The sequence below is a fragment of the Pseudomonas sp. TE3552 genome (genome assembly GCF_056278945.1).
This window is the reverse complement of the sequence record NZ_JBWBQJ010000001.1, coordinates 5,354,363-5,379,316: the sequence shown is the minus strand read 5'-3', so window position 1 is coordinate 5,379,316 and position 24,954 is coordinate 5,354,363. Positions and strand designations below refer to the sequence as shown.

General features: G+C 59.4%; 20 protein-coding genes and 1 pseudogene. 10 read left to right on the top strand and 11 right to left on the bottom strand.

Annotated elements, in window-relative coordinates; genetic code table 11:
- The first annotated feature begins 305 nt into the window (after positions 1–305).
- Entirely contained in the window at positions 306–2,324 is a 2,019-nt protein-coding gene (locus ACZ9BB_RS24270; RefSeq protein ID WP_476216922.1) for an autotransporter outer membrane beta-barrel domain-containing protein, read from the top strand.
- A 217-nt stretch (positions 2,325–2,541) separates the two neighbouring features.
- Here the strand turns inward: ACZ9BB_RS24270 and oadA are convergent, their stop codons facing one another.
- Positions 2,542–4,350, bottom strand: a complete 1,809-nt coding sequence (gene oadA / locus ACZ9BB_RS24265; protein ID WP_476216920.1) for a sodium-extruding oxaloacetate decarboxylase subunit alpha — start codon at positions 4,348–4,350, stop codon at positions 2,542–2,544.
- 11 nt (positions 4,351–4,361) lie between these two features.
- On the bottom strand, positions 4,362–5,777 hold the full coding sequence (locus tag ACZ9BB_RS24260) for an acetyl-CoA carboxylase biotin carboxylase subunit (RefSeq protein WP_007896523.1): 1,416 nt from the start codon (positions 5,775–5,777) through the stop codon (positions 4,362–4,364).
- Between the two features lie 205 nt (positions 5,778–5,982).
- On the opposite strand from ACZ9BB_RS24260, the gene ACZ9BB_RS24255 reads away from it, so the two are divergent.
- Positions 5,983–6,930 carry a LysR family transcriptional regulator gene (locus tag ACZ9BB_RS24255; RefSeq protein ID WP_476218407.1) on the top strand — a complete coding sequence of 316 codons (948 nt, stop codon included), beginning with the start codon at positions 5,983–5,985 and terminating at the stop codon, positions 6,928–6,930.
- Here the strand turns inward: ACZ9BB_RS24255 and ACZ9BB_RS24250 are convergent.
- From ACZ9BB_RS24250 to ACZ9BB_RS24240, 3 genes are all read right to left on the bottom strand, one after another.
- Entirely contained in the window at positions 6,872–7,084 is a 213-nt protein-coding gene (locus ACZ9BB_RS24250; protein ID WP_192345137.1) for a PA3496 family putative envelope integrity protein, read from the bottom strand. The two genes, ACZ9BB_RS24255 and ACZ9BB_RS24250, sit on opposite strands and share 59 nt — an antisense overlap.
- Before the next feature lie 262 nt (positions 7,085–7,346).
- A complete protein-coding gene (hexR, locus tag ACZ9BB_RS24245) occupies positions 7,347–8,213 on the bottom strand; it encodes a transcriptional regulator HexR (RefSeq protein WP_003187110.1) in 867 nt (288 codons plus the stop codon).
- A 169-nt stretch (positions 8,214–8,382) separates the two neighbouring features.
- A complete protein-coding gene (locus ACZ9BB_RS24240) occupies positions 8,383–11,256 on the bottom strand; it encodes an EAL domain-containing protein (protein ID WP_476216914.1) in 2,874 nt (957 codons plus the stop codon).
- A 259-nt stretch (positions 11,257–11,515) separates the two neighbouring features.
- Here ACZ9BB_RS24240 and uvrD point away from each other — a divergent pair, with 259 nt between their 5' ends.
- The 4 genes and pseudogenes from uvrD to ACZ9BB_RS24220 all read left to right on the top strand — a co-directional run bounded on the left by uvrD (position 11,516) and on the right by ACZ9BB_RS24220 (position 15,825).
- A complete protein-coding gene (gene uvrD, locus ACZ9BB_RS24235) occupies positions 11,516–13,699 on the top strand; it encodes a DNA helicase II (RefSeq protein WP_476216912.1) in 2,184 nt (727 codons plus the stop codon).
- A gap of 300 nt (positions 13,700–13,999) precedes the next feature.
- Positions 14,000–14,206 (top strand): annotated as a pseudogene (locus ACZ9BB_RS24230) (IS110 family transposase); the annotation flags it as partial.
- Between the two features lie 197 nt (positions 14,207–14,403).
- Positions 14,404–15,282: a Tim44 domain-containing protein gene (locus ACZ9BB_RS24225; RefSeq protein WP_476216910.1), complete on the top strand. Its 879-nt coding sequence runs from the start codon at positions 14,404–14,406 to the stop codon at positions 15,280–15,282.
- A gap of 135 nt (positions 15,283–15,417) precedes the next feature.
- Positions 15,418–15,825 (top strand): SMI1/KNR4 family protein, encoded by a 408-nt coding sequence (locus ACZ9BB_RS24220; RefSeq protein WP_476216909.1) that lies wholly within the window; start codon positions 15,418–15,420, stop codon positions 15,823–15,825.
- A 114-nt stretch (positions 15,826–15,939) separates the two neighbouring features.
- Here ACZ9BB_RS24220 and ACZ9BB_RS24215 read toward each other — a convergent pair whose 3' ends face one another.
- A complete protein-coding gene (locus tag ACZ9BB_RS24215) occupies positions 15,940–17,703 on the bottom strand; it encodes a cation:proton antiporter (protein ID WP_476216907.1) in 1,764 nt (587 codons plus the stop codon).
- A gap of 203 nt (positions 17,704–17,906) precedes the next feature.
- Here ACZ9BB_RS24215 and ACZ9BB_RS24210 point away from each other — a divergent pair, with 203 nt between their 5' ends.
- A complete protein-coding gene (locus ACZ9BB_RS24210) occupies positions 17,907–18,389 on the top strand; it encodes an acyl-CoA thioesterase (protein ID WP_253417501.1) in 483 nt (160 codons plus the stop codon).
- Positions 18,390–18,479: 90 nt separating this feature from the next.
- Here the strand turns inward: ACZ9BB_RS24210 and pdxY are convergent, their stop codons facing one another.
- Entirely contained in the window at positions 18,480–19,352 is an 873-nt protein-coding gene (gene pdxY / locus ACZ9BB_RS24205; protein WP_476216905.1) for a pyridoxal kinase PdxY, read from the bottom strand.
- Positions 19,353–19,472: 120 nt separating this feature from the next.
- Here pdxY and ACZ9BB_RS24200 point away from each other — a divergent pair, with 120 nt between their 5' ends.
- A complete protein-coding gene (locus tag ACZ9BB_RS24200; RefSeq protein ID WP_476218406.1) occupies positions 19,473–19,886 on the top strand; it encodes a DUF3301 domain-containing protein in 414 nt (137 codons plus the stop codon).
- A gap of 74 nt (positions 19,887–19,960) precedes the next feature.
- Here ACZ9BB_RS24200 and ACZ9BB_RS24195 read toward each other — a convergent pair whose 3' ends face one another.
- On the bottom strand, positions 19,961–20,932 hold the full coding sequence (locus tag ACZ9BB_RS24195; RefSeq protein ID WP_476216903.1) for a CobW family GTP-binding protein: 972 nt from the start codon (positions 20,930–20,932) through the stop codon (positions 19,961–19,963).
- Positions 20,933–20,959: 27 nt separating this feature from the next.
- On the opposite strand from ACZ9BB_RS24195, the gene ACZ9BB_RS24190 reads away from it, so the two are divergent.
- Positions 20,960–21,316: an NADH:ubiquinone oxidoreductase gene (locus tag ACZ9BB_RS24190; protein WP_476216901.1), complete on the top strand. Its 357-nt coding sequence runs from the start codon at positions 20,960–20,962 to the stop codon at positions 21,314–21,316.
- Between the two features lie 4 nt (positions 21,317–21,320).
- Here the strand turns inward: ACZ9BB_RS24190 and ACZ9BB_RS24185 are convergent, their stop codons facing one another.
- On the bottom strand, positions 21,321–21,971 hold the full coding sequence (locus ACZ9BB_RS24185; protein WP_476216899.1) for a DUF1826 domain-containing protein: 651 nt from the start codon (positions 21,969–21,971) through the stop codon (positions 21,321–21,323).
- Positions 21,971–23,179 (bottom strand): zinc metallochaperone GTPase ZigA, encoded by a 1,209-nt coding sequence (gene zigA / locus ACZ9BB_RS24180; RefSeq protein ID WP_476216897.1) that lies wholly within the window; start codon positions 23,177–23,179, stop codon positions 21,971–21,973. The genes ACZ9BB_RS24185 and zigA overlap by 1 nt, the downstream gene beginning before the upstream one ends.
- Positions 23,180–23,356: 177 nt before the next feature.
- Between zigA and ACZ9BB_RS24175 the strand changes: the two genes are divergently transcribed.
- On the top strand, positions 23,357–23,734 hold the full coding sequence (locus tag ACZ9BB_RS24175; RefSeq protein ID WP_476216895.1) for a glutamine synthetase: 378 nt from the start codon (positions 23,357–23,359) through the stop codon (positions 23,732–23,734).
- Here ACZ9BB_RS24175 and ACZ9BB_RS24170 read toward each other — a convergent pair.
- Positions 23,731–24,942, bottom strand: a complete 1,212-nt coding sequence (locus ACZ9BB_RS24170; protein WP_476216893.1) for an N-acetylmuramoyl-L-alanine amidase — start codon at positions 24,940–24,942, stop codon at positions 23,731–23,733. The two genes, ACZ9BB_RS24175 and ACZ9BB_RS24170, sit on opposite strands and share 4 nt — an antisense overlap.
- Between the last annotated feature and the right edge of the window lie 12 nt (positions 24,943–24,954).

Genomic DNA, 24,954 nt, shown 5'->3' with positions numbered 1-24,954 from the left:
GGGAGCATTTCGGCGCGCCATACCATCGGTGTGGGCTACAGCGGCGAGATCGGCAGCAACAGCCACAATCACGGGCTGATCGGGTAGTGACAGACGAGTTTCTGATTTTTCGCCAATGGAAGCTTCCGGGATTGCTGTAAGGAAAGACGCCTGATGGGCGGGTGAATCCGTACATGCTCGAAGCCCACTGTTGATTCGGCTACAAGAGAAGTCACTGCGCCTTGCGGAACACCCGGAAATGCCCGGCATCCGGGCATTGGTATCGATTTTAGAGTTTGGTCTCCCTTCACGAGAGGCTGAACCCGATGCCCATCCGACACACTTTTCGACCCCATTGCATAGCGCTGGCGATTTCCCTCGCCCTCGGCCATGCAGGCTCCGCGATTGCTCAACAGCCAGCCGGCATCCCCCCGTCATCCGCCGACCAAGTGGCATGGATTGAGGCATTCATCAAGGATCCGGATACCATCACAACCAAGGTCACCAAGGCAGAATCCGGACCTGAAGGTATCGCATTAAAACTGGGTGACGCCCATGACCTTGTCACCGTTAGCGGACGCGGTCGCTTCAATGGACTGGTTGACGGGGGCGTCGGCACAAACGTACTGCAACTCGATGTCGCGAGCGGCGGCGAACTCGGGGAGAGCCGGAACTTCAACGCCCTGCATATCAAGCGAGGCCAGTGGACGCTGACGGGAACAGATGACTTTCGGGACGGTGCCGTGGTGATGAGCAACGCAGCGTTGACCAATCGCGGGCGTATCGTCGGCTCAGTGTCGATTGATAAACGAGCGACCTTTCGCGGCAACGGTCGTGTCGGCCACCTGACGGTAGCAGGCCGCCTTGAGGTCAATGCGTTGCACGGAGCGCCACAGGTGAGTGGCAATCTTGAACTGCATGACAGCGCCGAACTGGCCTATGAGGTCAATGCCGATGGCCGCAGTGAAACGATTAAAGTCGACGGCACTGCCAGTCTCGGCGATGCGACCCTGAAAATCGTCGCAGCACCGGGCGATTACCCGGCTACCAGCAAATATCGCGTCATCGAAGCCGGCAAGGTGCAAGGCCAGTTCGGTAAGGTGCTCAATAACCTGGCCTTCATGACCCCAACCCTGCGTTACGACGACGGAAATGTCGACCTGACCTATGCCCGCAACGATGTGCCTATCGAGAGACTCGCAATCACCGAAAACGGTCGGGAACTCGCTCAAAGCATTGCGGAGCCAAAGCACATCCCGCAAGCACAGGCTCCCTCCGTTACAGCTGCGAAACCTTCCACCCAATTGAACGCCGCTGTCACCGCCCTGCTCGGCTCAAGCAAAGCCACCGCCACTTACGCCATCGAACAACTGGCTGGCGGCAGCAATGCCAATCTGGCCAATGCCACCCTGAGCAGTGTCAATCCGGTGAGCGGAAGCATGCTGTCAGCCATGCGCCAACTGGACAGCAGCGACCTCAACGGACAGAGCGGAGCCCCACGTCTGGCGGCGGGTGGTGAAGCCACTGGCAGGGTCTGGCTACAAGCACTGGGCCATGGCGGCACGCTGGACCGAGGCCAAGGCAGCAGCGCCCTGCAACACTCCACCAAAGGTCTGGTACTGGGCGCGGATTGGGCGCTCGATGAACAGTGGCGTGTGGGCGTGATCGGCGGACAATCGCAGACGCGCCTGGACGGCAGCCAACTGAATGGCGACTTCGACAGCTGGCACCTGGGCGCCTACGCCCTGCGCCAAAGTGGTCCGCTGGCATTGCGCCTGGGCGCGACTCACAGCAACCATAATGGCAGCACCAAACGGCGGGTAGCTTTCAACGGTTTCAGCGATCGCCCAAAGGGCAGTTACGACGCCAGCACTCAGCAAGCCTTTACAGAGGTCGGTTACAACCTCGGCAGGGGCAATCTCAGCGCCGAGCCCTTTGCCAATATTGGCTACCAACGCTATCAACGCGACAGCTATACCGAAAAGGGCGGCGCGGCGGCACTGCAGGTCCATGGGCAAACACAGAACAATTTCAGCACCACCTTCGGCCTGCGCCTCGCACAGCTCAATACACTGGATAACGGCATGGAACTGACGCCGCGATTCAGCGCTGGATGGAAACACACCTATGGTGATGTCGACAGCAAGACTCAACAGCGACTGGCTACCGGCGGCAAGAATTACATCGTCGAAGGCGCCGCTCTGGATCGCGACAGCCTGATGCTCGATGCAGGGCTGGAGCTGGCGGTTTCGGCTCGGCATACGTTCGGTGTCGGTTACAACGGCGAGATCGGCAATGACGGCCGCAGTCATGGCTTAATGGGGCAGTGGCGGATGGCATTCTGATAAAACCGCCTCGTTCTCACTGACACAGCACAGTACCTTGTGGGAGCGGGCTTGCTCGCGAAGGCGGTGTGCCAGGCAACATTGATGTCGGCTGACACTCCCTCTTCGCGAGTAAGCCCGCTCCCACACAAGGATTGTGGCACTCCCAAATACCGGGCGAAAAAAAGGGGAGCACATGCCCCCCCGAGGTTTAAAACGGTCTATCGAGGCTGTTAACTCAGCCTTCGATCTCGATCAGGATTTCGCCCGGGTTCACCCGATCGCCCTTGACCACATGGATGGCGGTGACTTTGCCGGTGATGGCCGACTGGACTTCGGTTTCCATCTTCATCGCCTCAGTGATCAGCACGGCCTGGCCGGCTTTCACGGTGTCACCTTCCTTGACCAGCACATCGACGATGTTGCCCGGCATGGTGGTGCTGACGTGGCCCGGTGCAGTGGCTTGCTTGCGCTTGCTGGTGCCGCCGCTGACAAACTCGTTGAGCGGTTCGAACACCACTTCTTCCGGCATGCCGTCGATGGACAGATAGAAGTGGCGCTTGCCCTCGGCCTTGACGCCGACACCGGTGATGTCGACGCGGTAGGTTTCACCGTGAACGTCAATGACGAACTCGGTTGGCACGCCTTCACCACCGGCCGAAGTCACGCCGCCCGCTTCCGGAATCGGCAGCAGTACTTCTGGGGTCAGGGTGCCGGCAGCGCGTTCTTCGAGGAACTTGCGACCGATGTCCGGGAACATGGCGTAGGTCAGCACGTCTTCTTCAGATTTGGCCACGGCGCCGATTTCGGCACGCAGCTTGGTCATTTCCGGCTTGAGCAGATCGGCCGGACGCACGTCGATCACCTCTTCGCTGCCGATGGCCTGGCGACGCAGTTTTTCGTTCACAGTACCTGGCGCTTTGCCGTAGCCGCCTTGCAGGTAGAGTTTCACTTCGTTGGTGATGGTCTTGTAGCGCTCGCCGGCCAGCACGTTGAAGAACGCCTGGGTGCCGACGATCTGCGAAGTCGGGGTCACCAGCGGCGGGAAGCCGAGGTCTTCGCGAACGCGCGGGATCTCCGCCAGCACTTCGCTCATGCGGTTCAGGGCGCCCTGCTCTTTCAACTGGTTGGCCAGGTTGGAAATCATCCCGCCCGGTACCTGGTTGACTTGAACGCGGGTGTCGACGGCGGTGAATTCGCTTTCGAACTGGTGGTACTTCTTGCGCACGGCGTAGAAGTACAGGCCGATCTCTTGCAGCAGTTCCAGGTTCAGGCCGGTGTCGAATTCGCTGCCTTTAAGGGCAGCAACCATCGATTCGGTGCCTGGATGGCTGGTGCCCCAGGCGAAGCTGGAGATCGCGGTGTCAATGTGGTCGGCGCCGTTTTCGATGGCTTTGAGTTGGCACATTGCAGCCAGGCCAGCCGTGTCATGCGAGTGAATAAACACTGGCAGCGACTGTTCGGATTTCAATGCCTTGACCAATTCACCTGTGGCGTACGGGGTCAACAGGCCAGCCATGTCCTTGATCGCCACCGAGTCGCAGCCCATGGCTTCCATTTGCTTGGCTTGGGCCACGAAGGCCTCGATGGTGTGCACCGGGCTGGTGGTGTAGGCGATGGTGCCCTGGGCGTGTTTGCCGGCAGCTTTTACCGCTTCGATGGCGACTCGCAGGTTACGCACGTCGTTCATCGCATCAAAAATGCGGAACACATCGATGCCGTTGACCGCAGCCTTGGCGACGAAGGCTTTGACCACGTCGTCGCTGTAATGGCGGTAGCCCAGCAGGTTCTGGCCACGCAGAAGCATTTGCAGACGCGTATTAGGCAATGCCGCGCGCAGTTGGCGCAGACGCTCCCACGGGTCTTCCTTGAGGAAACGTACGCAGGCGTCGAATGTCGCGCCGCCCCAGCACTCCAGCGACCAGTAGCCGACTTTGTCGAGTTTGTCGCAGATCGGCAGCATGTCTTCGGTGCGCATGCGGGTGGCGAGCAGCGATTGGTGGGCGTCGCGCAGGATAGTGTCGGTAACTTGGATTTGCTTGCTCATTGTTCTATTCCTCACAGGCCTGCGTGGGCGGCGATGGCGGCGGCGATGGCCAGGGCCAGCTCTTCGGGTTTGCGCTTGATCGAGTAGTTGGTCAGTTCAGGGTGGCTTTCAACGAAGCTGGTGTTGAACTGGCCGCTACGGAATTCCGGGTTACGCAGGATTTCCTGGTAGTACGCGGCGGTGGTCTTGACTCCTTGCAGACGCATGTCGTCGAGGGCGCGCAAGCCACGGTCCATCGCCTCTTCCCAGGTCAGTGCCCACACCACCAGTTTCAGGCACATCGAATCGTAGAACGGCGGAATGGTGTAACCGGTATAGATCGCCGTGTCGGTGCGCACGCCAGGACCGCCGGGTGCGTAGTAACGGGTGATCTTGCCGAAACTCGGCAGGAAGTTGTTCTTCGGGTCTTCGGCGTTGATCCGGAATTGCAACGCGAAACCGCGGTGCTGAATGTCTTCCTGCTTCACCGAAAGCGGCAGGCCGGAAGCGATGCGGATCTGCTCGCGAACAATGTCGATGCCGGTGATTTCTTCGGTGATGGTGTGTTCCACCTGCACCCGGGTGTTCATCTCCATGAAGTACACCTCGCCCTCGGCGAGCAGGAACTCCACGGTGCCGGCGTTCTCGTAGCCCACGGCCTTGGCCGCACGCACCGACAGGTCGCCGATGTAGGCACGTTGTTCCGGGGTCAGTTGCGGGCTCGGAGCGATCTCGATCAGCTTCTGGTTGCGCCGCTGGATCGAACAGTCACGCTCGAACAGGTGCACCACGTTGCCGAAGCTGTCGCCGAGGATCTGCGCTTCGATGTGTTTCGGGTTTACGATGCATTTTTCCAGGAACACTTCCGCCGAACCAAACGCCTTGGTGGCTTCGGAAATGACCCGTGGAAAGGCTTGTTCGAGTTCTTCGCGACTGTTGCAACGACGAATGCCGCGGCCGCCACCACCGGAGGTGGCTTTGAGCATCACCGGGTAACCGATGCGGTCGCCTTCGGTCAGGGCCTCTTCGATGCCCGACACGTTGCCTTCGGTGCCCGGCGTGACCGGCACGCCGGCCTTGATCATGCTGCGACGCGCTTCAGTCTTGTCGCCCATGCGGCGAATCACTTCAGCCGATGGACCAATGAATTTGATACCGCGTTCAGCGCAAATGTCTGCCAGCTCGGCATTTTCCGAGAGGAAGCCGTAGCCGGGATGCAACGCATCGCAACCGGTTTCCACCGCCAGGTTCACCAGCTTGCGCGGGTTCAGGTAGCCGGCCAGTGGTTCGGCACCGATGCTGTGGGCCTCGTCCGCACGCTTCACATGCAAGGCATGACGATCGGCGTCGGAATAGATCGCGACCGAGCGAATGCCCATTTCGGCGCAGGCGCGCACGATTCGTACGGCAATCTCACCACGGTTGGCAATCAGGATCTTTTTTATCACTTGGAGGTTCCCTTGAGCCGGTGGTACCCACGACCTGTCTAATCAGGTCGACGCGTGACCAAATGTTTCAATTCAGTCGCAGCTCCACACTAGCGCCCACAAGGGATTAACAAAAATGAATAATAATTGGGTCACGCATAAGCAAAGACTTATAGTTGAGTCATCGGCCTTCGCTCAGGATTTATAGAAAATGCGTAAGTCATTGATGCGTATGACATTGCGTCAATTGCAGATCTTCAATGAGGTGTGCGACTTAAGGTCCTACAGCCGCGCAGCTGACGAAATGTCTCTCACACAACCTGCCGTGAGCCTACAGATTCGTCAACTCGAAGAGCTGATTGGTCAACCACTGTTCGATTACGTCGGCAAAAAACTCTACATGACCGAGGCGGCCGAAGCACTGCAGCGCGCCAGTCGAGACATTTTCGGGCGGCTGGAAAACCTCGATATGCAGCTGTCGGACATGCAAGGCTCATTGCAGGGCCAGTTGAAACTGGCAGTGGAATCCAGCGCCAAGTATTTCGTGCCGCACCTGTTTGCGGCGTTCAAACGCCAGCATCCCGAAGTGAACCTGCACTTGACGGTGGTCAACCGTGGCCAGGTTATCCGGCGCCTGTCGGATAACCGTGATGATCTAGTGATCATGTCGATGGTTCCACAGGACATGGGGCTGGAGTTTCTGCCATTCCTCAACAACCCGATTGTCGCCGTGGCGCCGCCGGATCATCCGCTGTGTCACATGGGCCCGCTGCGCTTGCAGGATCTTGAGCCCTATACATTGCTGTTGCGCGAACCTGGCTCCGGTACGCGCCTGGCCTGCGAAGAGTATTTCAAAGAGAAACGCGTGCACTTCACCCAGATTCAGGAGGTTGCCTCAGCAGAAGCTCAGCGTGAATGCGTATTGGCGGGTCTGGGCCTGGCGCTGTTGACGCGCCATGCCCTGAACCTTGAATTGGCAACCGGCGGATTGATCGAGTTGCCAGTCGAAGAGCTGCCGCTGTACCGCAGTTGGTGCCTGGTGCAGGCCAAAGCCAAACGGCTGTCACCGGTGGCCCATGCATTCCTTGCGTTTATCCGCAGCGAGCGGATGCAGATCAGCGCGCTGGTTGAGCGTTTCGACGGGAAGTTGCGGGAGCCGCCTGCCAGTAATTGAGTTCCAGATCGTCAGGAAATTCTCCAATTTCGGCCAGAAGCTGGCGGCGCTCGCAGCGATCTTCGATGGCGCGGCGAAATTCCATGCGGCGCTGATCTTCTTGCTGACGACGGGTTTTGACGGCGCTGTTGCGTTCTTCGTAGGGCTGGGCCATTTCGAGTCTCCCAAGGCGAGTACGGGAGTTTCAAGATAGGCGCCTGGGATGACGGTTTGGCGGCGGGTGAGTTACAGACTGATGAAATCAACTGGCTGAGCGCTTATCTGTGGCGAGGGAGCTTGCTCCCGCTCGACTGCGCAGCAGTCGTAAATCGTTTGATGCGGCTTATCAGAAATACTGCAGCAAGATGGTTGTGGGGCCGCTTCGCAGCCCAGCGGGAGCAAGCTCCCTCGCCACAAATCCAGCATTCCCCGACGAATCAATCGTCCAGCGCTTTCACCGATTTGGGCGACAGCCGCAAGCTGCGAAGGCTGCGTTTGACGCTTTTCAGGTGATTGACCAGGCTCGGACCGCGGGCCATGGCTACGCCCATCGCCAGCACATCGATCACCACCAAGTGCGCAATGCGCGACGTCAGCGGCGTGTAGATTTCGGTGTCTTCATGCACATCGATCGCCAGATTGACGGTCGACAGCTCGGCCAGAGGGGTCTGGCTCGGGCACAAAGTGATCAGCGAGGCGCCGCTTTCACGCACCAGGTTGGCGGTGATCAGCAAGTCCTTGGAACGCCCCGACTGGGAAATGCAGATCGCCACGTCGGTCGGCTTCAGGGTGACCGCCGACATCGCTTGCATGTGCGGGTCGGAATACGCCGCCGCGGTCAGCAGCAAACGGAAGAATTTGTGCTGGGCATCTGCTGCCACCGCACCGGACGCGCCGAAACCGTAGAACTCGACACGCTGGGCCTGGGACATCGCGGTCACGGCTTTCTGCAACGCCACCGGATCGAGTTTCTCGCGAACCTCCATCAAGGTGTGCAGGGTGGTGTCGAAGATTTTCAGGCTGTAATCGGCAACAGAATCGTCTTCATGAATCGCGAACTGCCCAAAGCTCGCGCCAGCCGCCAGGCTTTGCGCCAGTTTCAGCTTCAAATCCTGAAATCCGGAACAACCGATGGCGCGGCAAAACCGCACGATGGTCGGCTCGCTGATGCCCACGCTGTGGGCCAGGTCGGCCATGGAACTGTGCATCACCGCCGCAGGATCAAGCAGCACATGGTCGGCGACTTTGAGCTCCGACTTGCGTAACAGGTGGCGGGACTGGGCGATGTGTTGCAGCAGATTCAAGGGGCTGGACTCTTTGTTATTGGCAGGTGCCGGGGATGTAGCACGCTTGTAGTTATACTACATGAATCGGCTTTTTGCCTGCTCAATGCGTAACTCAATGTCCCCATTTCATGCGACATGCGCTCCATGTAGCCCTCTCGGTCCTTGTAGCAGCTGGCGAAGCCTGCTGCTACAAAGGGTCGGCGTCGCGACGTAAAAGCTCGGCGAGGTCATCAGCCTCGACCGGCCGACTGATTAAATACCCCTGCACCTCATCGCAGCACTCGGTTTTCAGAAACTCCAGCTGCTCGGGCCGTTCGACGCCTTCAGCCACCACTTTCAGTGACAAGCCGTGAGCCATGGCAATAATCGCCCGGGTGATCGCCGCATCCTCGCTGCTCTCCCCCAGACCTCGGATAAATGCCTGATCGATTTTCACGTAGTCCACAGGGATCCGCTTGAGGTAGCTCAGGGATGAATAACCGGTACCAAAATCGTCGATCGCCAGTTTCACGCCGAGATCGCGCAACTGTTGGAAGGTCGCGATGATGTGCTCGACGCTGTCCAGCAACTGACTTTCGGTGAGTTCCAGCTCCAGGTAGTGCGGCGCCAGACCGGTTTCCTCCAGCACCTGACGCACCAGGCTGACCAGTTTCCCTTGGCGCAGTTGATGCACCGACAGGTTGACCGACACCCGAATCGGCTCCAGTCCCTGACGTTGCCACTCGCAAGCTTGCCAACACGCCTGGCGCAAAACGAACTCGCCGATGGCGCCGATCAGCCCGGTTTCCTCGGCCAGACCGATGAAATTCCCCGGCGGCACCCGGCCCAGAGTCGGGTGATCCCAGCGTACCAATGCCTCGGCGGCGTTCAGCCGGCCGGTGGCGAGGCAGAGTTTCGGTTGATAGAAGACCTTCAGCTGCTTTTCTTCGATGGCTTTGCGCAACTGATTCTCAAGCTGCAATCGCTCAAGGGTGCTGGCTTGCAGACTGTCGGTGTAGAACTGGAAGTTGTTGCCGCCCAAGTGTTTGGCATGCTGCATGGCCATGTTCGACTGGCTGACCAGCGCGGAAATCTCCCGCGCGGTGTCCGGCAACAGGCTGATACCCATGGATGCGCTCATCACCAGCTCATGCCCGTCGACGGTGATTGGCAAACACAGTTTGGTCGACAAACGGGTTGCCATGCGCGCCAGGCTCGACAGGTTGCCGTAGGCGTCGAACAGCACCGCAAATTCATCGCCGGACAACCGGGCGATGGTGTCCGCTTCCGGCAGCGCATTGACCAGCCGCCGAGCCATTTTCTGCAACATCTGATCGGCGATTTCGTGGCCGAGGCTGTCGTTGAGCAGCTTGAATCGATCCAGATTGATGTGCAGCAATGCCAGGCTACGCCGACCGCCCTGACGCACCCGCTGATGAGCCTCGTGCAGCCGTTCGCGGAACAACGATCGGTTGGCCAACCCTGTGAGCTCGTCGTAATGGGCGAGGTAGCGCATACGCTCTTCGGACTCACGCCGAGCAGACAGATCGGCGAAGAAGCCGACAATATGACTCACCTTTCCCCGCGAATCGCGTACGGCATTCAGTTGCAACCATTGCGGATACAACTCGCCATTCTTGCGGGTTTCGACCAACTCGCCCTGCCAGCTACCGTGCTGCTCCAGCGCCTGACGAATCGCCGTGTAATGTCGGCGCGCGTCGCGACTGCAGGGTAACTCGACCACGTTGCGCCCGAGCATGTCGTCGATGTCATAGCCAGTCACCCGACTGAAGGCCTGATTGGCGGCAATCAGCGCGTAATTGGGGTCAAGAATGACGATGCCCTCGCTGGCGGCCTCGAACACTGTCGCCGCCAGTTGACGCTGTTCTTCCTGTCCCTTGCTGGCACTGATGTCACGACGGGTGCCGACCATGCGGATCACCCGGCCGCTTTCGCTGCGCTCAACCGCTCGACCACGGTCCTCGATCCAGACCCAATGGCCATCGCTATGCCGCACCCGGTATTCGATCTGATAATCCTCGCTACGGCCCTTCAAATGCTCGACCAGCGCGCGCCTGAGCGACGGTAAGTCTTCGGGATGCAGCCGTGGCTTGAGGTGGCTGAGCATCGCCGTCACATATTCCGGCTCCAGCCCGAACAGCTCCTGAAGCTGAGTGTGATGGACTTCGTCGGTTTGCAGGTTCCAGTCCCATAACCCGAGTTCGCTCGCCTTTAATGCCAGCGCCAGCCGCGCCTCGCTCTTGCTCAAGGCCTGGTTGGCCGCGTCCAGCTCCAGGCTGCGTTGGGCGACCCGGTTTTCGAGATCGACCTGGGTTTCGCGCAATTCGTCTTCGGCACGGCGGCGCTGATCGATTTCTCTGGCCAGCTCGTGGTTGAGCCGGTCGCTGCGACTTTGCGCTTGCTGCAAGTGCTCGATCAGTGCCTGATTTTGAAAACGTCGCAGCAACCCCTGATCGATCAGCCGATTGACCTGCCAGGCTACCACGCTCAACGCGCCCAGCAGAATCAGCCCGAACCAGCCCCAGCCCTGCTCCTGTTCATCACCACCCCAGAACAGATAGCCGATGGCCGGCAACAGACAGGGCAAAGTAAAGGACAGGAAAGCCGGCAGGCTGACGGCATAAGCGACGCTGGCCGAGAGGGCTGCGGCGCCGATCAGGCCAAACACCCAGGCTTGCTGCATGAAATTGTCAGCAGGCACCAACGCAATACCGGCACCGGCCAGGGTCAGGCCAGTCATCGCAGAGCCGAGCATGAACATGCGACGCCACACCGGATGGGCCTGACGATTGGGAATCGCCGAATCGAAGGCCGCGACCTGAATCACCCGCAACGCCACCAGCGACAACAACCAGATCAGCCAGACGCTGACCACGAAGTAACGCTGCGGGCTCCAGAGCAGCCCGGCGCACACCAGCCCGTTGATCAGCATGAACAGCGTCGGCAACAGCGACCCCTGATACAGCAGGCGCGTGCGTTCGACCGCCATCTCCATGGCGTACTGTTTGCGGATAGCCCGCGGCTCCACAGAGGGGCCCGACAGGTCGGAGCTGAGGGTCATAGGCAATATTCTTGTTCTTATTAGTGAGCATGCGAGCCCGATTTGTGAACGGAGCATACACAAGCAAATGCCCGGACCAAACTGCCTCAGGTCATAAAATAGACAAAAGTTTTAGTCGCCCGCATCCGGCGCAAAAGCATCCAGACGAGCCCCGCCCCTGCTCGCAACCAGTGACCGACCGGTCGTCATCGACGCTTCTTTCATCGGCTAATGCAAAGCTCGGTTTGCCCGGTGTGACGGCGCACCCTAGAATGCCCCGATGCGCGATGATCTCTCCCTTCTGCTGAACTCCCTCAACGATGCCCAACGCCAGGCCGTAGCTGCCTCCGTGGGTCGTCAGTTGGTCCTGGCCGGTGCTGGCTCCGGTAAAACCCGAGTGCTGGTGCACCGTATCGCCTGGTTGATCCAGGTCGAAAACGCCTCGCCCCACTCCATTCTGTCGGTGACCTTCACCAACAAGGCTGCTGCCGAGATGCGTCATCGCATCGAGCAGTTGATGGGTATCAACCCGGCCGGTATGTGGGTCGGCACCTTCCACGGCCTGGCGCACCGCTTGCTGCGGGCACACTGGCAGGAAGCCGGCCTGAGCCAGACCTTCCAGATTCTCGACAGCGACGACCAGCAACGGCTGGTCAAGCGGGTGATCCGCGAGCTGGGCCTGGACGAACAACGCTGGCCGGCCCGGCAGGCCCAGTGGTTCATCAACGGGCAGAAAGACGAAGGTCTGCGTCCGCAACATATTCAAGCCAGCGGCGATCTGTTCCTGGCGACCATGCGCAGCATTTATGAAGCCTACGAGGCTGCATGCCTGCGCGCCGGCGTCATCGACTTCTCCGAACTGCTGCTGCGCGCCCTCGATCTGTGGCGCGATCACCCGGGCCTGCTCGCCCATTATCAGAAACGCTTCCGGCACATTCTGGTGGACGAGTTCCAGGACACCAACGCCGTGCAGTACGCCTGGTTGCGTCTGTTGGCCAAGGGCGGCGACAGCCTGATGGTGGTCGGCGATGATGACCAGTCGATCTACGGCTGGCGCGGCGCGAAAATCGAAAACATCTATCAGTATTCCGACGACTTCCCGGATGCCGAGATCATTCGTCTGGAGCAGAACTACCGCTCCACCGCCGGGATCCTCAAGGCTGCCAACGCCCTAATCGCCAACAACACCGGGCGCATGGGCAAAGAGTTGTGGACCGATGGCGGCGAAGGCGAAGCAATCAATCTGTACGCAGCCTTCAACGAGCACGATGAAGCACGCTACGTGGTCGAAACCATTGAAAGCGCGCTGAAAACCGGCTTGGCTCGCAGCGATATCGCGATTTTGTACCGTTCCAACGCCCAATCGCGCGTTTTGGAAGAAGCTTTACTGCGCGAGCGCATCCCGTATCGCATCTATGGCGGTCAGCGCTTCTTCGAACGCGCAGAAATCAAAAATGCCATGGCGTACCTGCGTTTGCTGGAAGGCCGTGGCAACGATGCGGCGCTGGAGCGGGTGATCAACGTTCCGGCCCGTGGCATCGGCGAAAAAACTGTCGAAGCGATCCGTGATCATGCGCGCCACAGCGATGTGTCGATGTGGGAAGCCATGCGTCAATTGGTGGCCAACAAAGGCTTGACCGGTCGTGCTGCCAGCGCCCTTGGGGCGTTTATGGAGCTGATCGAGAACCTCGCCGCCAAATGCCTGGAAATGCCGCTGCATCTGATGACCCAGACCGTCATCGAGCAGTCGGGGCTGATCGCCTACCACCAGGCGGAAAAAGGCGAGAAGGGCCAGGCCCGGGTAGAAAACCTTGAGGAGCTGGTCAGCGCCGCGCGCAACTTCGAAAACCCGGAAGAGGACGAAGAGCAATCGCCACTGGCGGCGTTCCTCGGCCACGCCTCGCTGGAGGCCGGGGACACCCAGGCCGATGAGCACGAAGACAGCATTCAGTTGATGACCCTGCACAGCGCCAAAGGGCTGGAATTCCCTTACGTGTTCCTGGTGGGCATGGAAGAAGGTCTGTTTCCGCACAAGATGAGCCTGGAAGAGCCCGGTCGCCTTGAAGAGGAGCGTCGTCTGGCCTATGTCGGTATCACCCGGGCGATGCAGAATCTGGTGCTGACCTATGCGGAAACGCGGCGTCTGTACGGCAGCGAGACCTACAACAAGGTGTCGCGCTTCGTACGTGAAGTGCCGAAAGGCCTGATTCAGGAAGTGCGGCTGTCCAACAGCGTCAGCCGTCCGTTCGGCGGTGGCCAGCAGCAGAGCTCCAGCAGCCTGTTCGGCGGCAGCGAGATCCCGGACACCGGGTTCAGCCTTGGTCAGACCGTGCGGCATTCGGTGTTCGGCGATGGTGTGATCCTGAACTTCGAAGGCGCTGGCGCTCAGGCGCGGGTGCAGGTGAACTTCAGCGAAGGCAGCAAGTGGTTGATGCTGGGTTACGCCAAGCTGGAAGCGATCTAAGAACGTACGCTTTTGTGGGAGCGAGCCTGCTCGCGATGAACGATAACGCGGTATTTTCTGCTATTGAGCGGTGCGACTACCGCGAGCAGGCTCGCTTGTATGGTAGGACTTGAAGGGAGGAGAAGGGACAAGGCTCGATTCTGACTGTTGACGCAGTACAGACCGTGGGAGAGTTCGCCCCTCCTCCTTTCACCCAAGCGCCGATAAAGAATGCATCTGGCCTAGACCGACGATAGGAACAAGCCTGCGCCCCTGGGTGAGCCCTTCAAGTGCTTAAAACCATATCCCGGAGGAAATCCTATGGCAATGCCGGTTTCTGCTTCAAAGCCGATCGTGGGCGTGGATGTCGCCAAGAATGAGTTGGTGATTTATCACGCCGAACTGAGCCTGCTTGAAGAGATTCCCAACAACAAAACAGCCATCAAGAAGTGGTTGAAGGCCTTGCCGAGCACGGTGGCCATTGCCGTCGAAGCCACCAATATCTACCACTTGGAGTTCGCCGATCTCCCACAGTTTGATCGCGTCGCGGCTTTCCTACAGAGCTTATCCCCTCATCCTACAAACCAAAGTTCATAGGTCTTATTGCGTGACCGGAAGCTGAACACAACCTGTCAGGCAAAAGCCCGAAACACTCTGCCGCTAGCCAGTAACACTTCAGCTGTGCAACATGGCGCGCGTGCCATCCACAAACGGGAATTCCCTTTATGAAACGTTTTCTTAGCATCGCCATGGCGTTGTGCATCGGCCTGACGATGAGTCTCGACGCCAATGCCGCCAAGCGCTTTGGTGGTGGCAAAAGCTCCGGCGCTGCGCCGACCCACCAGACCAGCCAAATGGCGCCTTCTTCTCCTGGCGTGGGCGGTGCAGCCGCCACTGCCGGTGCGGCCGGTGCCGCTGGCGCTGCCGCCAAAGCCGGCGGTGCTTCGCGCTGGCTCGGCCCTCTGGCCGGTATCGCGGCCGGTGGCTTGCTGGCCTCCATGTTCATGGGTGGCGGCTTCCAGGGCATGCAGATCTTCGACATTCTGATCATGGCGGTCATCGCCTTCCTGGTCTTCCGCTTCATCGCCGCTCGTCGTCGCAAGCAGCAGGAGCACATGGCTCCGGCGGGCCACGCGCCGATGCAGCGTGAAGTGTTCGAGCAGAAGCCAGCCATGGGTTCGATCTTCGGCGGCTCGGCCGCACCTGCTGCCGCTCGTCCGGTGATCAATGCTCCGGCCTGGTTCAACGAAGAGCGTTTCGTCGAAGCAGCCCGCAACCATTTCCAGTCCCTGCAGCAGCACTGGGATGCCAACGAAATGGACAAGATTGCCGAGTTCGTGACGCCACAGCTGCTGGAGTTCCTCAAGCGCGAACGTGCCGACCTGGGCGACGGCTTCCAGTCGACCTACATCGACAACCTTCAGGTACAACTGGACGGCGTTGATGACCGTGCGGACAAGACCATCGCCACCCTGACCTTCAGCGGCGTATCGAAGTCCTCGCGTTTCGACCAGGGCGAAGTGTTCAGCGAAAGCTGGAACATGGAACGTCCACAGGGCGAAAACCAGCCTTGGCTGGTAGCGGGTATCCGCCAGAACGGCTGATAACCTCCGCGTTTCGCATGCTGTAATGAAAACCCCGGCCTTGCCGGGGTTTTCTATTTCACGGTTGCATCTATAGCGAGCTACTGTATAAACCGCCCCAACTAAACCGCGCCATCAAGCAAGAGGATCCCGGACGTGGAAGAAATCATCGAACAACTGCGTGAAGCCAACGAACCGGTACCGGTCCCCTTGGAGTTGCCCGACGAAGATCTGCTGGTAGAAATCGAAGAACAACTGTTCATCGACATCCCATTCGTTTTCAGAGAGTTCCTGCTGACCGTCAGTGACGTGGTCTACGGCAGCGTGGAGCCAGTGACCGTCACCGATCCGCAATCCCACACCTACCTGCCGGATGTTGCCGCCAATGCCTGGGACGCTGGCGTCGATCGCAGCATGATTCCGATCTGCCAGGACGGTGATAATTACTACCTGGTCGAAGAAGACGGCACCGTGGTGTTGTGGCTGGCTGAAGAAGAGCTGATCGCCGAAGAAACCTGGGAATCGGTATGGCACTGGGCGCGGGACGTCTGGCTGGAAAGCTGATCCTTTCCCGTACCGCGATTTTTGTAGCAGCTGGCGCAGCCTGCGTTCGGCAGCTGCTACAAGTGCAACGGTGCAACAGGTGCAACAGGTGCAACAGGTGCAACAGGTGCAACGTCAGTGGCCAGAAGCATCCTTGTGGTTGTCCAGGGTTTCCAGCAAGGCCACCTGCATGCGTGTGTGCACGCGGATGAACCAGCGCCAGAGCAGCGCCGCCACCGCGGCCGCGACCACGACAATCAGCACCAGCAACTTGTTGGTCGGCAGAATACTGGCCGACAAGGCCGCCAGCAGCAGGAAAATCACCAACAGAGAGAGGATCGGAATCACTTCGGCGATTATCCGACGCACTCGCTGTGTGTGGCGGCCGGCCATTTCCGGCTTTACGCCCATTTCTGCCAGCAGCATCGACAGTGCCTTGAGCTTGCGATAAGCGGCGATCAGGAACGGCAGTGACAACAGCAACGCCCCGCCCCAGATCAACGCTTTCTGCCAGCTCGGGTCGTTGATCCAGCCTTGCAGATAAACGGACATGCGCTCGGCAAAGAAGGCGCCCGATAAAAAGATCGCAATCACCAGCGCCAGATTGACCCCCACCTGCAACAGAATCCGCCGAATCATCGACGCCAACAGCGCGCCCTCGCCCTGCGGCTGGATGCTGCGCAGCCATTCGCCATACATTCCCAGTACACGGCTCAACCGCTGCGGCATCACCGCAGCAAGCTTGATCGACAGCGGATCGGCCGCACGGATCAGATACGGCGTCAGCAGCGTGGTGATCACCGAGACGGCCACAGCCACCGGATAGAGGAAGTTGCTGGTGACCTGCAGCGTCATGCCCAGCGCCGCAATGATGAAAGAAAATTCGCCAATCTGTGAGAGCCCCATCCCCACTCGCAGTGAGGTACGTCCGTCATTGCCGGCGATAAAGGCGCCAAGACCGCAAGACAACATCTTGCCCAGCACCACCGCCACGGTGATCACCGCAATCGGCCAGGCGTATTGCAGCAGGATCATCGGGTCCAGCATCAAGCCGATGGCGACGAAAAAAATGGCACTGAACAGATCGCGAACCGGCTCGATCAGGCGCTCGATCTTCAGCAGTTGTCGCGATTCGGCCATGATCGCGCCGATCAGGAACGCACCGAGCACCATGCTGTATTCAAGTTTTACCACCAGCAGACAGAAGCCGAAACACAGGCCCAGCACGGTGATCAGCAGCATCTCGTCGCTTTCGAATTTAGCTACATAGGCCAGCAGTCGGGGCACCAGCAGGATGCCGATGACCAGTGCAACAATCATGAACAGTGAAAGCTTGCCGACCGTGGAAAAGACCTCGCCGGAACTGACTGTGCCGCTGACCGCGATACTCGACAACAACGCGATGATGCCAATGCCGAGGATGTCTTCGACAATCAGTACGCCGAAGATCAATTGGGCAAAACGCTCGTTCTTCATCTTCAGGTCGTTGAGTGCCTTGACGATGATGGTGGTCGAGGAAATCGCCAGGATCGCGCCGAGGAACAGCGAGTCCATGGTATTCCAGTCGAACCAGCGGCCGATTTCATAGCCGATCCAGATCATCAGGACGATTTCCAGGAAGGCCGCGATGAACGCCGTGGCGCCGACCTTGAACAGCTTGCGCAGGCTGAATTCCAGGCCCAGGCAGAACATCAGGAAAATCACCCCGAGTTCGGCGAGGGTCTTGATGGTTGCTTCATCGTGAATCAGGCTGAACGGCGGCGTGTGCGGGCCGATGATGAAGCCGGCGACAATGTAGCCGAGTACCACCGGTTGTTTGAGACGATGAAAGAGTACGGTCACCACACCCGCAATCAACATGATCACTGCCAAGTCCTGAATGAAACTGATGGCATGCATGGTGGTGGCTCCTTGGGGATGGGCTTTTGAAGGGTAACATCGCGACTTCCGACGGGAAGACGGTGCAATATATGGAAACAGATCGATTCAGGCGTGACGACGGCCCCCCGCCCGGCGTCCCGATAACTGTTGGTTTGAAAACACCGACCAAGCACCCACAGAGGTGTTACCCCGAAACTCTGCCTTGAACCCGTGAGTACGTTATGGAACCCGGAAACGCCCAGCTGTCGATGACGGTATTGATGACCCCCGACATGGCCAACTTCTCTGGCAATGTCCACGGCGGCACCCTGCTCAAATACCTCGATGAAGTGGCCTACGCCTGCGCCAGCCGATATGCCGGCCGCTATGTGGTGACCCTGTCGGTGGATCAGGTGATCTTCCGCGAGCCGATTCACGTCGGCGAACTGGTGACTTTCCTGGCCTCGGTCAACTACACCGGCAATACCTCGATGGAGGTGGGCATCAAGGTAGTGACCGAGAACATCCGCGAACGCTCGGTACGCCACACCAACAGCTGCTTCTTCACCATGGTCGCGGTGGATGACCAGCGCAAACCGGCCGCCGTCCCGCCGTTGCAACCGCAGCACAGCGAAGACAAGCGTCGGTACATGCAGGCCCAGCAGCGTCGGCAGATTCGTCAGGAGCTGGAAAAGCGTTATCAGGAAATCAAGGGCGACGCCTGACGTGTTTGGTCTTTAGATCGCTTTCGCGGGCAAGCCTCACTCCGGGTAATGCGCCATCCCTGTGTAGGAGCGAGGCTTGCCCGCGAAGCTTTAAAGGCTGATCGCCGTCGCCTCGAACCGCACCCGCGGATGAGCGATCCGGTCCTGCGCCCGCACCAGTTCCAGCTCATAGCTGGCGCAGGCCTGGGTTTCGAGCAGCACTTCATGCACCGCCGCCGCAGTGAACTCGAAGGCGCTGACCAGACTGTCACCCAGCAACACTCGCGCCAGGAACAGCCCGGCGGTGAGGTCTCCGACGCCCACCGGCTGACGCGGAAATGCCAGCAGCGGCCGACGCAGATGCCAGCTGCCTTCAGCGGTCACCAGCAACATCTCGAAGTCATCCGCCGGTTTGCCGGGATAGTCCAGATGCTTGACCAGCACGGCCTTTGGACCGCGCGCCAGCAGCGCTCGCGCCATGGCCAGGCAATCGAACAATGACTGCGCCTTGCGCCCCGAGAAGCTGTTCAGCTCCAACTGATTCGGGCACATGAAGTCCGCCATCGCCGCCGCCTCTTCCAGCAGAAAATCACTGACTTCGGCTGGAACGCTGCAGCCCTTCTCCGGATGGCCCATCACCGGGTCGCACAGGTACAACGCTTTGGGATTGATCGATTTGATTCGCTCCACCCCCGCGAGAATCGCCCGACCTTGGGCCGCGCTGCCGAGGTAACCGGACAACACGGCATCGCAGTTGCCCAGTTCGCCAATCGCCGCGATCCCTTCCACCAACTCCGGAATCTGATGCGGGGACAGCACTTCCCCGGCCCACTGGCCATATTGCGTATGGTTGGAGAACTGCACGGTATTGAGCGGCCAGGCGTTCACCCCGACCCGCTGCATCGGGAAAACCGCGGCGCTGTTGCCAGCGTGGCCGAACACCACGTGGGACTGGATGGCGAGCAGATGGGGCGTACGTTTCATGCGGTGAGTTTTCCGTAAACCGATTGAAATTCGAGCCGCGCAGTATGCGACTAAACGCAACCTGTACGACAGACCAGAGACGCAGTTAAGCTGGCACTATCTTGTTGGAGCACCCTGTTGATGCTGACCCTCGGAAATATCTTCGTGCTGATGCTGTTCGCCACCGGTGGCGCCTGGCTGTGGCACAACCACGGCTTGCGCGAACGTGCACTGGAGCGGGTCATGCAGCATTGCGCCAAGCTGCGGATCGAGCTTTTGGACGGCAACGTTGCCTTGAAAAAGATCGCTTTCATTAAAGACGCCAACGGCCGTCGGCGCCTGGCCCGTGTGTATAACTTTGAGTTCACTGTGACCGGCGAAACCCGCCACACCGGCACCATCACTCAGTTCGGCGCCCATAGCGCACAGATCGAGCTCGCGCCCTACCCGATGCCGTTAGACGACACACCGCCGGTGGTCGATATCGCGAAGCCCAGCGCAGAAGTGATTGAGTTGAGCCAATGGCGGCAAGAACATACCAAGTGGCGGCCTTGAGTCAGATGTCAGTCTGTTAAAACCAATCGCGGGCTTACCCGCGATGAGGTCTTCAAAAACTGCACAAAAACTCTCTAATTTGCCTGAGCGCGGCACCCCGCCAAACCTTCCTGCAGTTCTGGGACAGCCTGCGGCTCACTGAAAATCAGCTCGATGCGCGAATCCCGACGCCATTCGCTGGGCTGCCAATCCAGTAATGAGTTATCCACCGCATTCGCCGACACCCACCCCTCGACGCTGTGGATAACCAGCTTCGCCCGCAACCATTCAAGGCTCTCAAGCCACTTTCCGACAAGCACGGCATCGAATCTCTGATTCGGATGCCAGCGCCAGCCGACGCTCCAGCCACCCTCTTGCGCCTGACACAAGCAAATCGGCTGCGCGGGGTCGGTCCAGATGGCCGGCATCTGCGCCAATCCCTTGGGCACGATGAAATTATCCACACCCGCGACAGCCTGGGCCTTGAGACCCGGCAGCTCGCTTAACGGCAAGGCAGCTTGCTGCGTCCAGTACAAAGACCGCGTCGGCAACTGTGCGGTGATTCGTTGACGATCAGCGTCATTAAGGCTTTCTGCTTTGTTCAGCAACAACAACCCAGCGCTGTTCAAGGCTTGCTGTTGCGCTGCCGGTAGCGATTTTCCGGCCGCGAGCGCTTGAGCGTCCAGCACCAGCACGCAGGGCTGCACCGCCAGGACGCCTTGCCACGGGGCCTCGCTCAATTGCCTGAGCAACTGCGCCGGATGCCCTAGCCCAGAGGGCTCGATGAACAGACGATCCGGTCGTGCCTTGCGCAGCAACCGCCCGAGGCCAACCTGAAACGGCGCACCATTAACGCAACACAAACAGCCCCCGGCCACTTCCCCCAGTGCGATACCATCGGCGTCCTGGGTCAACAGCGCAGCGTCCAGGCCGATCTGGCCGAACTCATTGATCAGCACCGCCCAGCGTTCACCGGCCGGCCGTTGCGCCAGCAGGTGCTTGATCAGGCTGGTCTTGCCGGCACCCAGCGGGCCGGCAATGACGTGGGTGGGAATGTTCTGCAACATGGTCAAGGTTTTCTGAGGAGGTGAAGGATGCGGTTGATGGGATGGTCGTTGCTTCTGGCACTCACGTCGGGCGAAGCGCTGGCCCAGGCCTGCGTGGTACATAGTACGGCTGCGCGGCTGGACGTGAAGGTCTGCCAGCAGAACCGCAACATCCCGGAAAAACTGTTCGCCGACGGTTTCTGCCAGCCGAATCTGGCCGGGCAGAAAGTCGAGGTGCAGTACGTCGACCAATGCCCCACCGGCGCGTTCGGAGTGTGCAGCAACGCCCAAGTGGCCAATATGCCTTACCGGCAGGATATTCACTATTATGGCGTGGCCACCGATGCGGCGTATCTGAAGCCGTTTTGCGAAGCCCAGAGCCAGGGAACCTGGCTCAAACCTTGAGCGGCTAACCGAGCCAATCGAGGGTCAGGATCAAACGCCGCTCACCCGGTGCCGGCTGTGGCGAACGGTGGATCAGGCCGAAGCCTTCGTTGCCGTGCCACTTCTCCCCTTTGAGCAGCGCCACCTCGCCGCTGATGATTTGCTGGATCAACGAATCGTCCAGCGGTTCGGCGTCAGGTTTGCCTAATTGCCGGCGATCCATCGCCCCTTCTTTCAGCCATTGGCTGCCGATCCCTGCATAGGTGGTAATCAACCGCACCGGCACATGATCGACATGAAAACGCGGGCACATGGCCTTATCCAGAACCCGCAGACGCAGGCCGATACGCTGGGCGCCCAACAGGCAGGCAAAAGCGCTGACCAGCCAGGAAACATCGGCGATAAAGCCTTCATAGCCTTCGAGGTCGCTCAAGCCTGAGGCTAAACCGCGAAGATTGGGTTCGGCGTCATCGCTGGGCATTTCCAGGGACAGCGACTCGGCCAGTGGCTCGTTCAGGGACAACAGCAAATGACTGAAATCGGCAATGTGCGCCGGGAGCTGGCGTTGCCAGAGAGCCAGGTTTACGCCGTCGTCCAGAATTCTGGTCAACACTTTGGGCGTGCCACCTTGAACCTGAGCAATGACCGGTCGCAGCTTCAGGCCGGGCGCCAACATCAAGCGGCCGCCTCTTCATGCCAAGGGCCAAATGGATCGGGCAGCAATTGCCAGCCCTCGACGCCCAAGGCCATTTCGTCATCCGTCAGCAGGCAGTCATCGAGTTCGGCAGTGAGTTGCGTGAAGTCGATGTTCTGGCCGATAAAAACCAGCTCCTGGCGGCAATCGCCGGTGGCGGCCGTCCAGTTTTCCATGATCCCGGCGGTGCTTTCTTCGTCTTGCGGCCACTGGTTTTTCGGCACGAAACGCCACCAGCGCCCGGCAAAACCGTGGCGCATCAAACCGCCCGCCTGCGACCAACTGCCAGCCTCCCGGTGTTTGCTGGCCAGCCAGAAAAACCCCTTGGAGCGCAGCAGTTTGCCGTTCACCCACGGACGGTCGATGAAGCTGAAGAAGCGCTGCGGATGAAACGGTCGCCGCGCCCGATAGGCCGTGGAGGCGATGCCGTATTCCTCGGTTTCCGGCACGTGTTCACCGCGCAGTTCCTGTAACCATCCCGGCGCCTGAGCGGCCTTTTCGAAGTCGAAACGACCGGTGTTGAGGATTTTCTTGAGCGGCACTTCGCCCATGACCATCGGGATGATTTCGGCCTGGGCATTGAGCCGTTCGAGGATCGCGATCAACTCCTGACGCTCGCGACTGCTGATCAAATCGATCTTGCTGATCAGGATCACGTCGGCGAATTCGATCTGCTCGATCAACAGGTCGGTAATCGAGCGTTCATCCTCCTCACCCAGGGTTTCGCCCCGGGAAGCGAGGCTTTCGGCGGCCTGATAGTCGAGCAGGAAGTTCATGCCATCGACCACGGTGACCATAGTATCGAGCCGTGCAATGTCCGCCAGGCTCTGTCCTTCTTCATCGCGAAAAGTGAACGTTTCCGCCACAGGCAGCGGCTCGGAAATGCCCGTTGACTCGATCAACAGGTAATCGAAACGACCGTCCTTGGCGAGTTTGCTGACCTCTTCGAGCAAATCTTCACGCAAGGTGCAGCAGATGCAGCCATTGCTCATTTCCACGAGTTTTTCTTCGGCACGGTTCAGGCTGACATCGCGCTGGACTTCGCTGCCATCGATATTGATTTCACTCATGTCGTTGACGATCACCGCAACCCGCAGGTTGTCGCGATTACGTAGTACGTAATTCAGCAGTGTACTTTTTCCAGCGCCGAGAAAACCCGACAGGACGGTCACGGGGAGACGATTGGGCATCAGGTATTCCTCATCGGGTATGGCCGGTCAAATCGCCCGTTGATGGCGTTCGCGCAGCTCTTCATCAGAGCGGGTGTATATTTATGTTATAGTATAACAACACAAACAAACCACTCCCTCTTGCTCGCCATGACAAAGAGCATGATGCTTTAGCCTGTCCGCCCCTTGAGAAATGCCATGGGAAACGTCCTGAAAATCTCGTTGTTGAGCCTTTCGCTGTTGATCGCGGTCGATGCCCAGGGACAAATCCCGAGCCAAGCCAAATGCACCCGCAGCGCCAATCTGCTGGCCTGCGTGGATGCCGACGGCAATGCCTACAGCGTCAACACCGTCGGTGGCACGATCTATCTGCGCGGCTTCGAAGTCGCTGGCAAACGCCATTGGGCGCAAACCAACAGCCGCTACGGGCAGCTGACGTTCTTTACCGGCATCGCGTCCGATGGCGAAGCCTGGGTGGGCTACAACCGCCGGGTTGGCTGGACAACCATCAATCGGTTCTCCAGTTCCGGCGGCAGCAGCGCCAAGTTCACCTGTAGCCGGATTACCGGCTGTTAGGCCTGCGCCTTCTTCTGCTCCTGCTGCCAAGCGATGTAGCTGTTCATCGGCGGATTCTTCTGGAAATACCGCTGTAAACCGTCGAACAAACCATCAGCCACGGCCTGCTGATGCCGCGCAGTCACTAGTCGCTGGCTGTCGCGGGCATTTGAGATGAAGCCGGTTTCCACCAGAATCGACGGCACATCCGGCGACTTCAATACAGCGAATCCTGCTTGTTCCACACGCTTCTGATGCAGCGTGGTAATGCCCGCCAGACTGCCGAGCACCGTGTTGCCCAGCTGCAAACTGGCGGCAATGGTGGCATTCATCGACATGTCGAGAATCACCCCGGCGAGCATCGGATCCTTGTCCTTGAGATTGAGCAAACTGGTGGCCCCCAGCAGGTCCGCGCCGTTCTCCCGTTGCGCCATGAAGCGCGCTGTGGCCGAGGTCGCGCCGCCTTCGGACAGGCAGTACACCGATGCACCGGAAGCGGTGAGACGCGGCGCTGCGTCCGCATGGACAGAGATGAACATGTCGGCATTGTGCTTGCGGGCGATCTCCACCCGTTTGCGCAGCGGGACGAAGAAGTCGTCGTTGCGCACCAGTTTCACGTCGAAGCCCTTTTCGCGCTTCAACCGCTTGGCCAGCAATTGGGCGATCGACAGCACCACGTCTTTTTCCCGCTCACCTTTGGCACCGACCGCGCCGGGATCTTTGCCGCCGTGACCAGGATCGACCACCACGATGATGTCGCGCTTGGGGTGAGCCTTGTCTGTGACGGGTTCAGGTTTTTCCGACGGTACCGCCGCCGCGATCTGTAGCGGCGCAGCGGTCTTCAGATCGAGCACCAATCGGTGCCCCTGACCGTCCTGTGGCGCCAGCAGGAAACTGTTGAGCTGCACCGGGCCGCTGAGGTCGAGGACGATCCGTGTATCACCCTGGCCGAAATGTCCGGAGCGAATAGAGCGGATCACCGTGTTGCTGAGTGCCAACTGACTGAGGTCGCCACTGAGATTGGCGCCACTCAGATCGATGATCAACCGCTGCGGAGCGCTCAGGGAAAAGGTCTTGTATTGCACCGGCCCGCTCAGATCGAACACCAGTCGCAGCTTGTCGTCCGAACGCCACAGTCGTGCATTGCGAATTTGCGTGGCCGACGCACTAAAGGGAAAAGCGAAGGCCGCGCTGGCCAGAATCAGGTTGAGCAAGTGACGTCTGTGCATGGTGAAGGCCCG

Coding starts and splice junctions, on each gene's coding strand:
- ACZ9BB_RS24270 (WP_476216922.1), top strand. CDS start 306: ATGCCCATCCGACACACTTTTCGACCCCATTGCATAGCGCTGGCGATT.
- oadA (WP_476216920.1), bottom strand. CDS start 4,350: ATGAGCAAGCAAATCCAAGTTACCGACACTATCCTGCGCGACGCCCAC.
- ACZ9BB_RS24255 (WP_476218407.1), top strand. CDS start 5,983: ATGCGTATGACATTGCGTCAATTGCAGATCTTCAATGAGGTGTGCGAC.
- ACZ9BB_RS24250 (WP_192345137.1), bottom strand. CDS start 7,084: ATGGCCCAGCCCTACGAAGAACGCAACAGCGCCGTCAAAACCCGTCGT.
- ACZ9BB_RS24240 (WP_476216914.1), bottom strand. CDS start 11,256: ATGACCCTCAGCTCCGACCTGTCGGGCCCCTCTGTGGAGCCGCGGGCT.
- uvrD (WP_476216912.1), top strand. CDS start 11,516: ATGCGCGATGATCTCTCCCTTCTGCTGAACTCCCTCAACGATGCCCAA.
- ACZ9BB_RS24225 (WP_476216910.1), top strand. CDS start 14,404: ATGAAACGTTTTCTTAGCATCGCCATGGCGTTGTGCATCGGCCTGACG.
- ACZ9BB_RS24215 (WP_476216907.1), bottom strand. CDS start 17,703: ATGCATGCCATCAGTTTCATTCAGGACTTGGCAGTGATCATGTTGATT.
- ACZ9BB_RS24210 (WP_253417501.1), top strand. CDS start 17,907: ATGGAACCCGGAAACGCCCAGCTGTCGATGACGGTATTGATGACCCCC.
- pdxY (WP_476216905.1), bottom strand. CDS start 19,352: ATGAAACGTACGCCCCATCTGCTCGCCATCCAGTCCCACGTGGTGTTC.
- ACZ9BB_RS24200 (WP_476218406.1), top strand. CDS start 19,473: ATGCTGACCCTCGGAAATATCTTCGTGCTGATGCTGTTCGCCACCGGT.
- ACZ9BB_RS24195 (WP_476216903.1), bottom strand. CDS start 20,932: ATGTTGCAGAACATTCCCACCCACGTCATTGCCGGCCCGCTGGGTGCC.
- ACZ9BB_RS24190 (WP_476216901.1), top strand. CDS start 20,960: ATGCGGTTGATGGGATGGTCGTTGCTTCTGGCACTCACGTCGGGCGAA.
- ACZ9BB_RS24185 (WP_476216899.1), bottom strand. CDS start 21,971: ATGTTGGCGCCCGGCCTGAAGCTGCGACCGGTCATTGCTCAGGTTCAA.
- zigA (WP_476216897.1), bottom strand. CDS start 23,179: ATGCCCAATCGTCTCCCCGTGACCGTCCTGTCGGGTTTTCTCGGCGCT.
- ACZ9BB_RS24175 (WP_476216895.1), top strand. CDS start 23,357: ATGGGAAACGTCCTGAAAATCTCGTTGTTGAGCCTTTCGCTGTTGATC.
- ACZ9BB_RS24170 (WP_476216893.1), bottom strand. CDS start 24,942: ATGCACAGACGTCACTTGCTCAACCTGATTCTGGCCAGCGCGGCCTTC.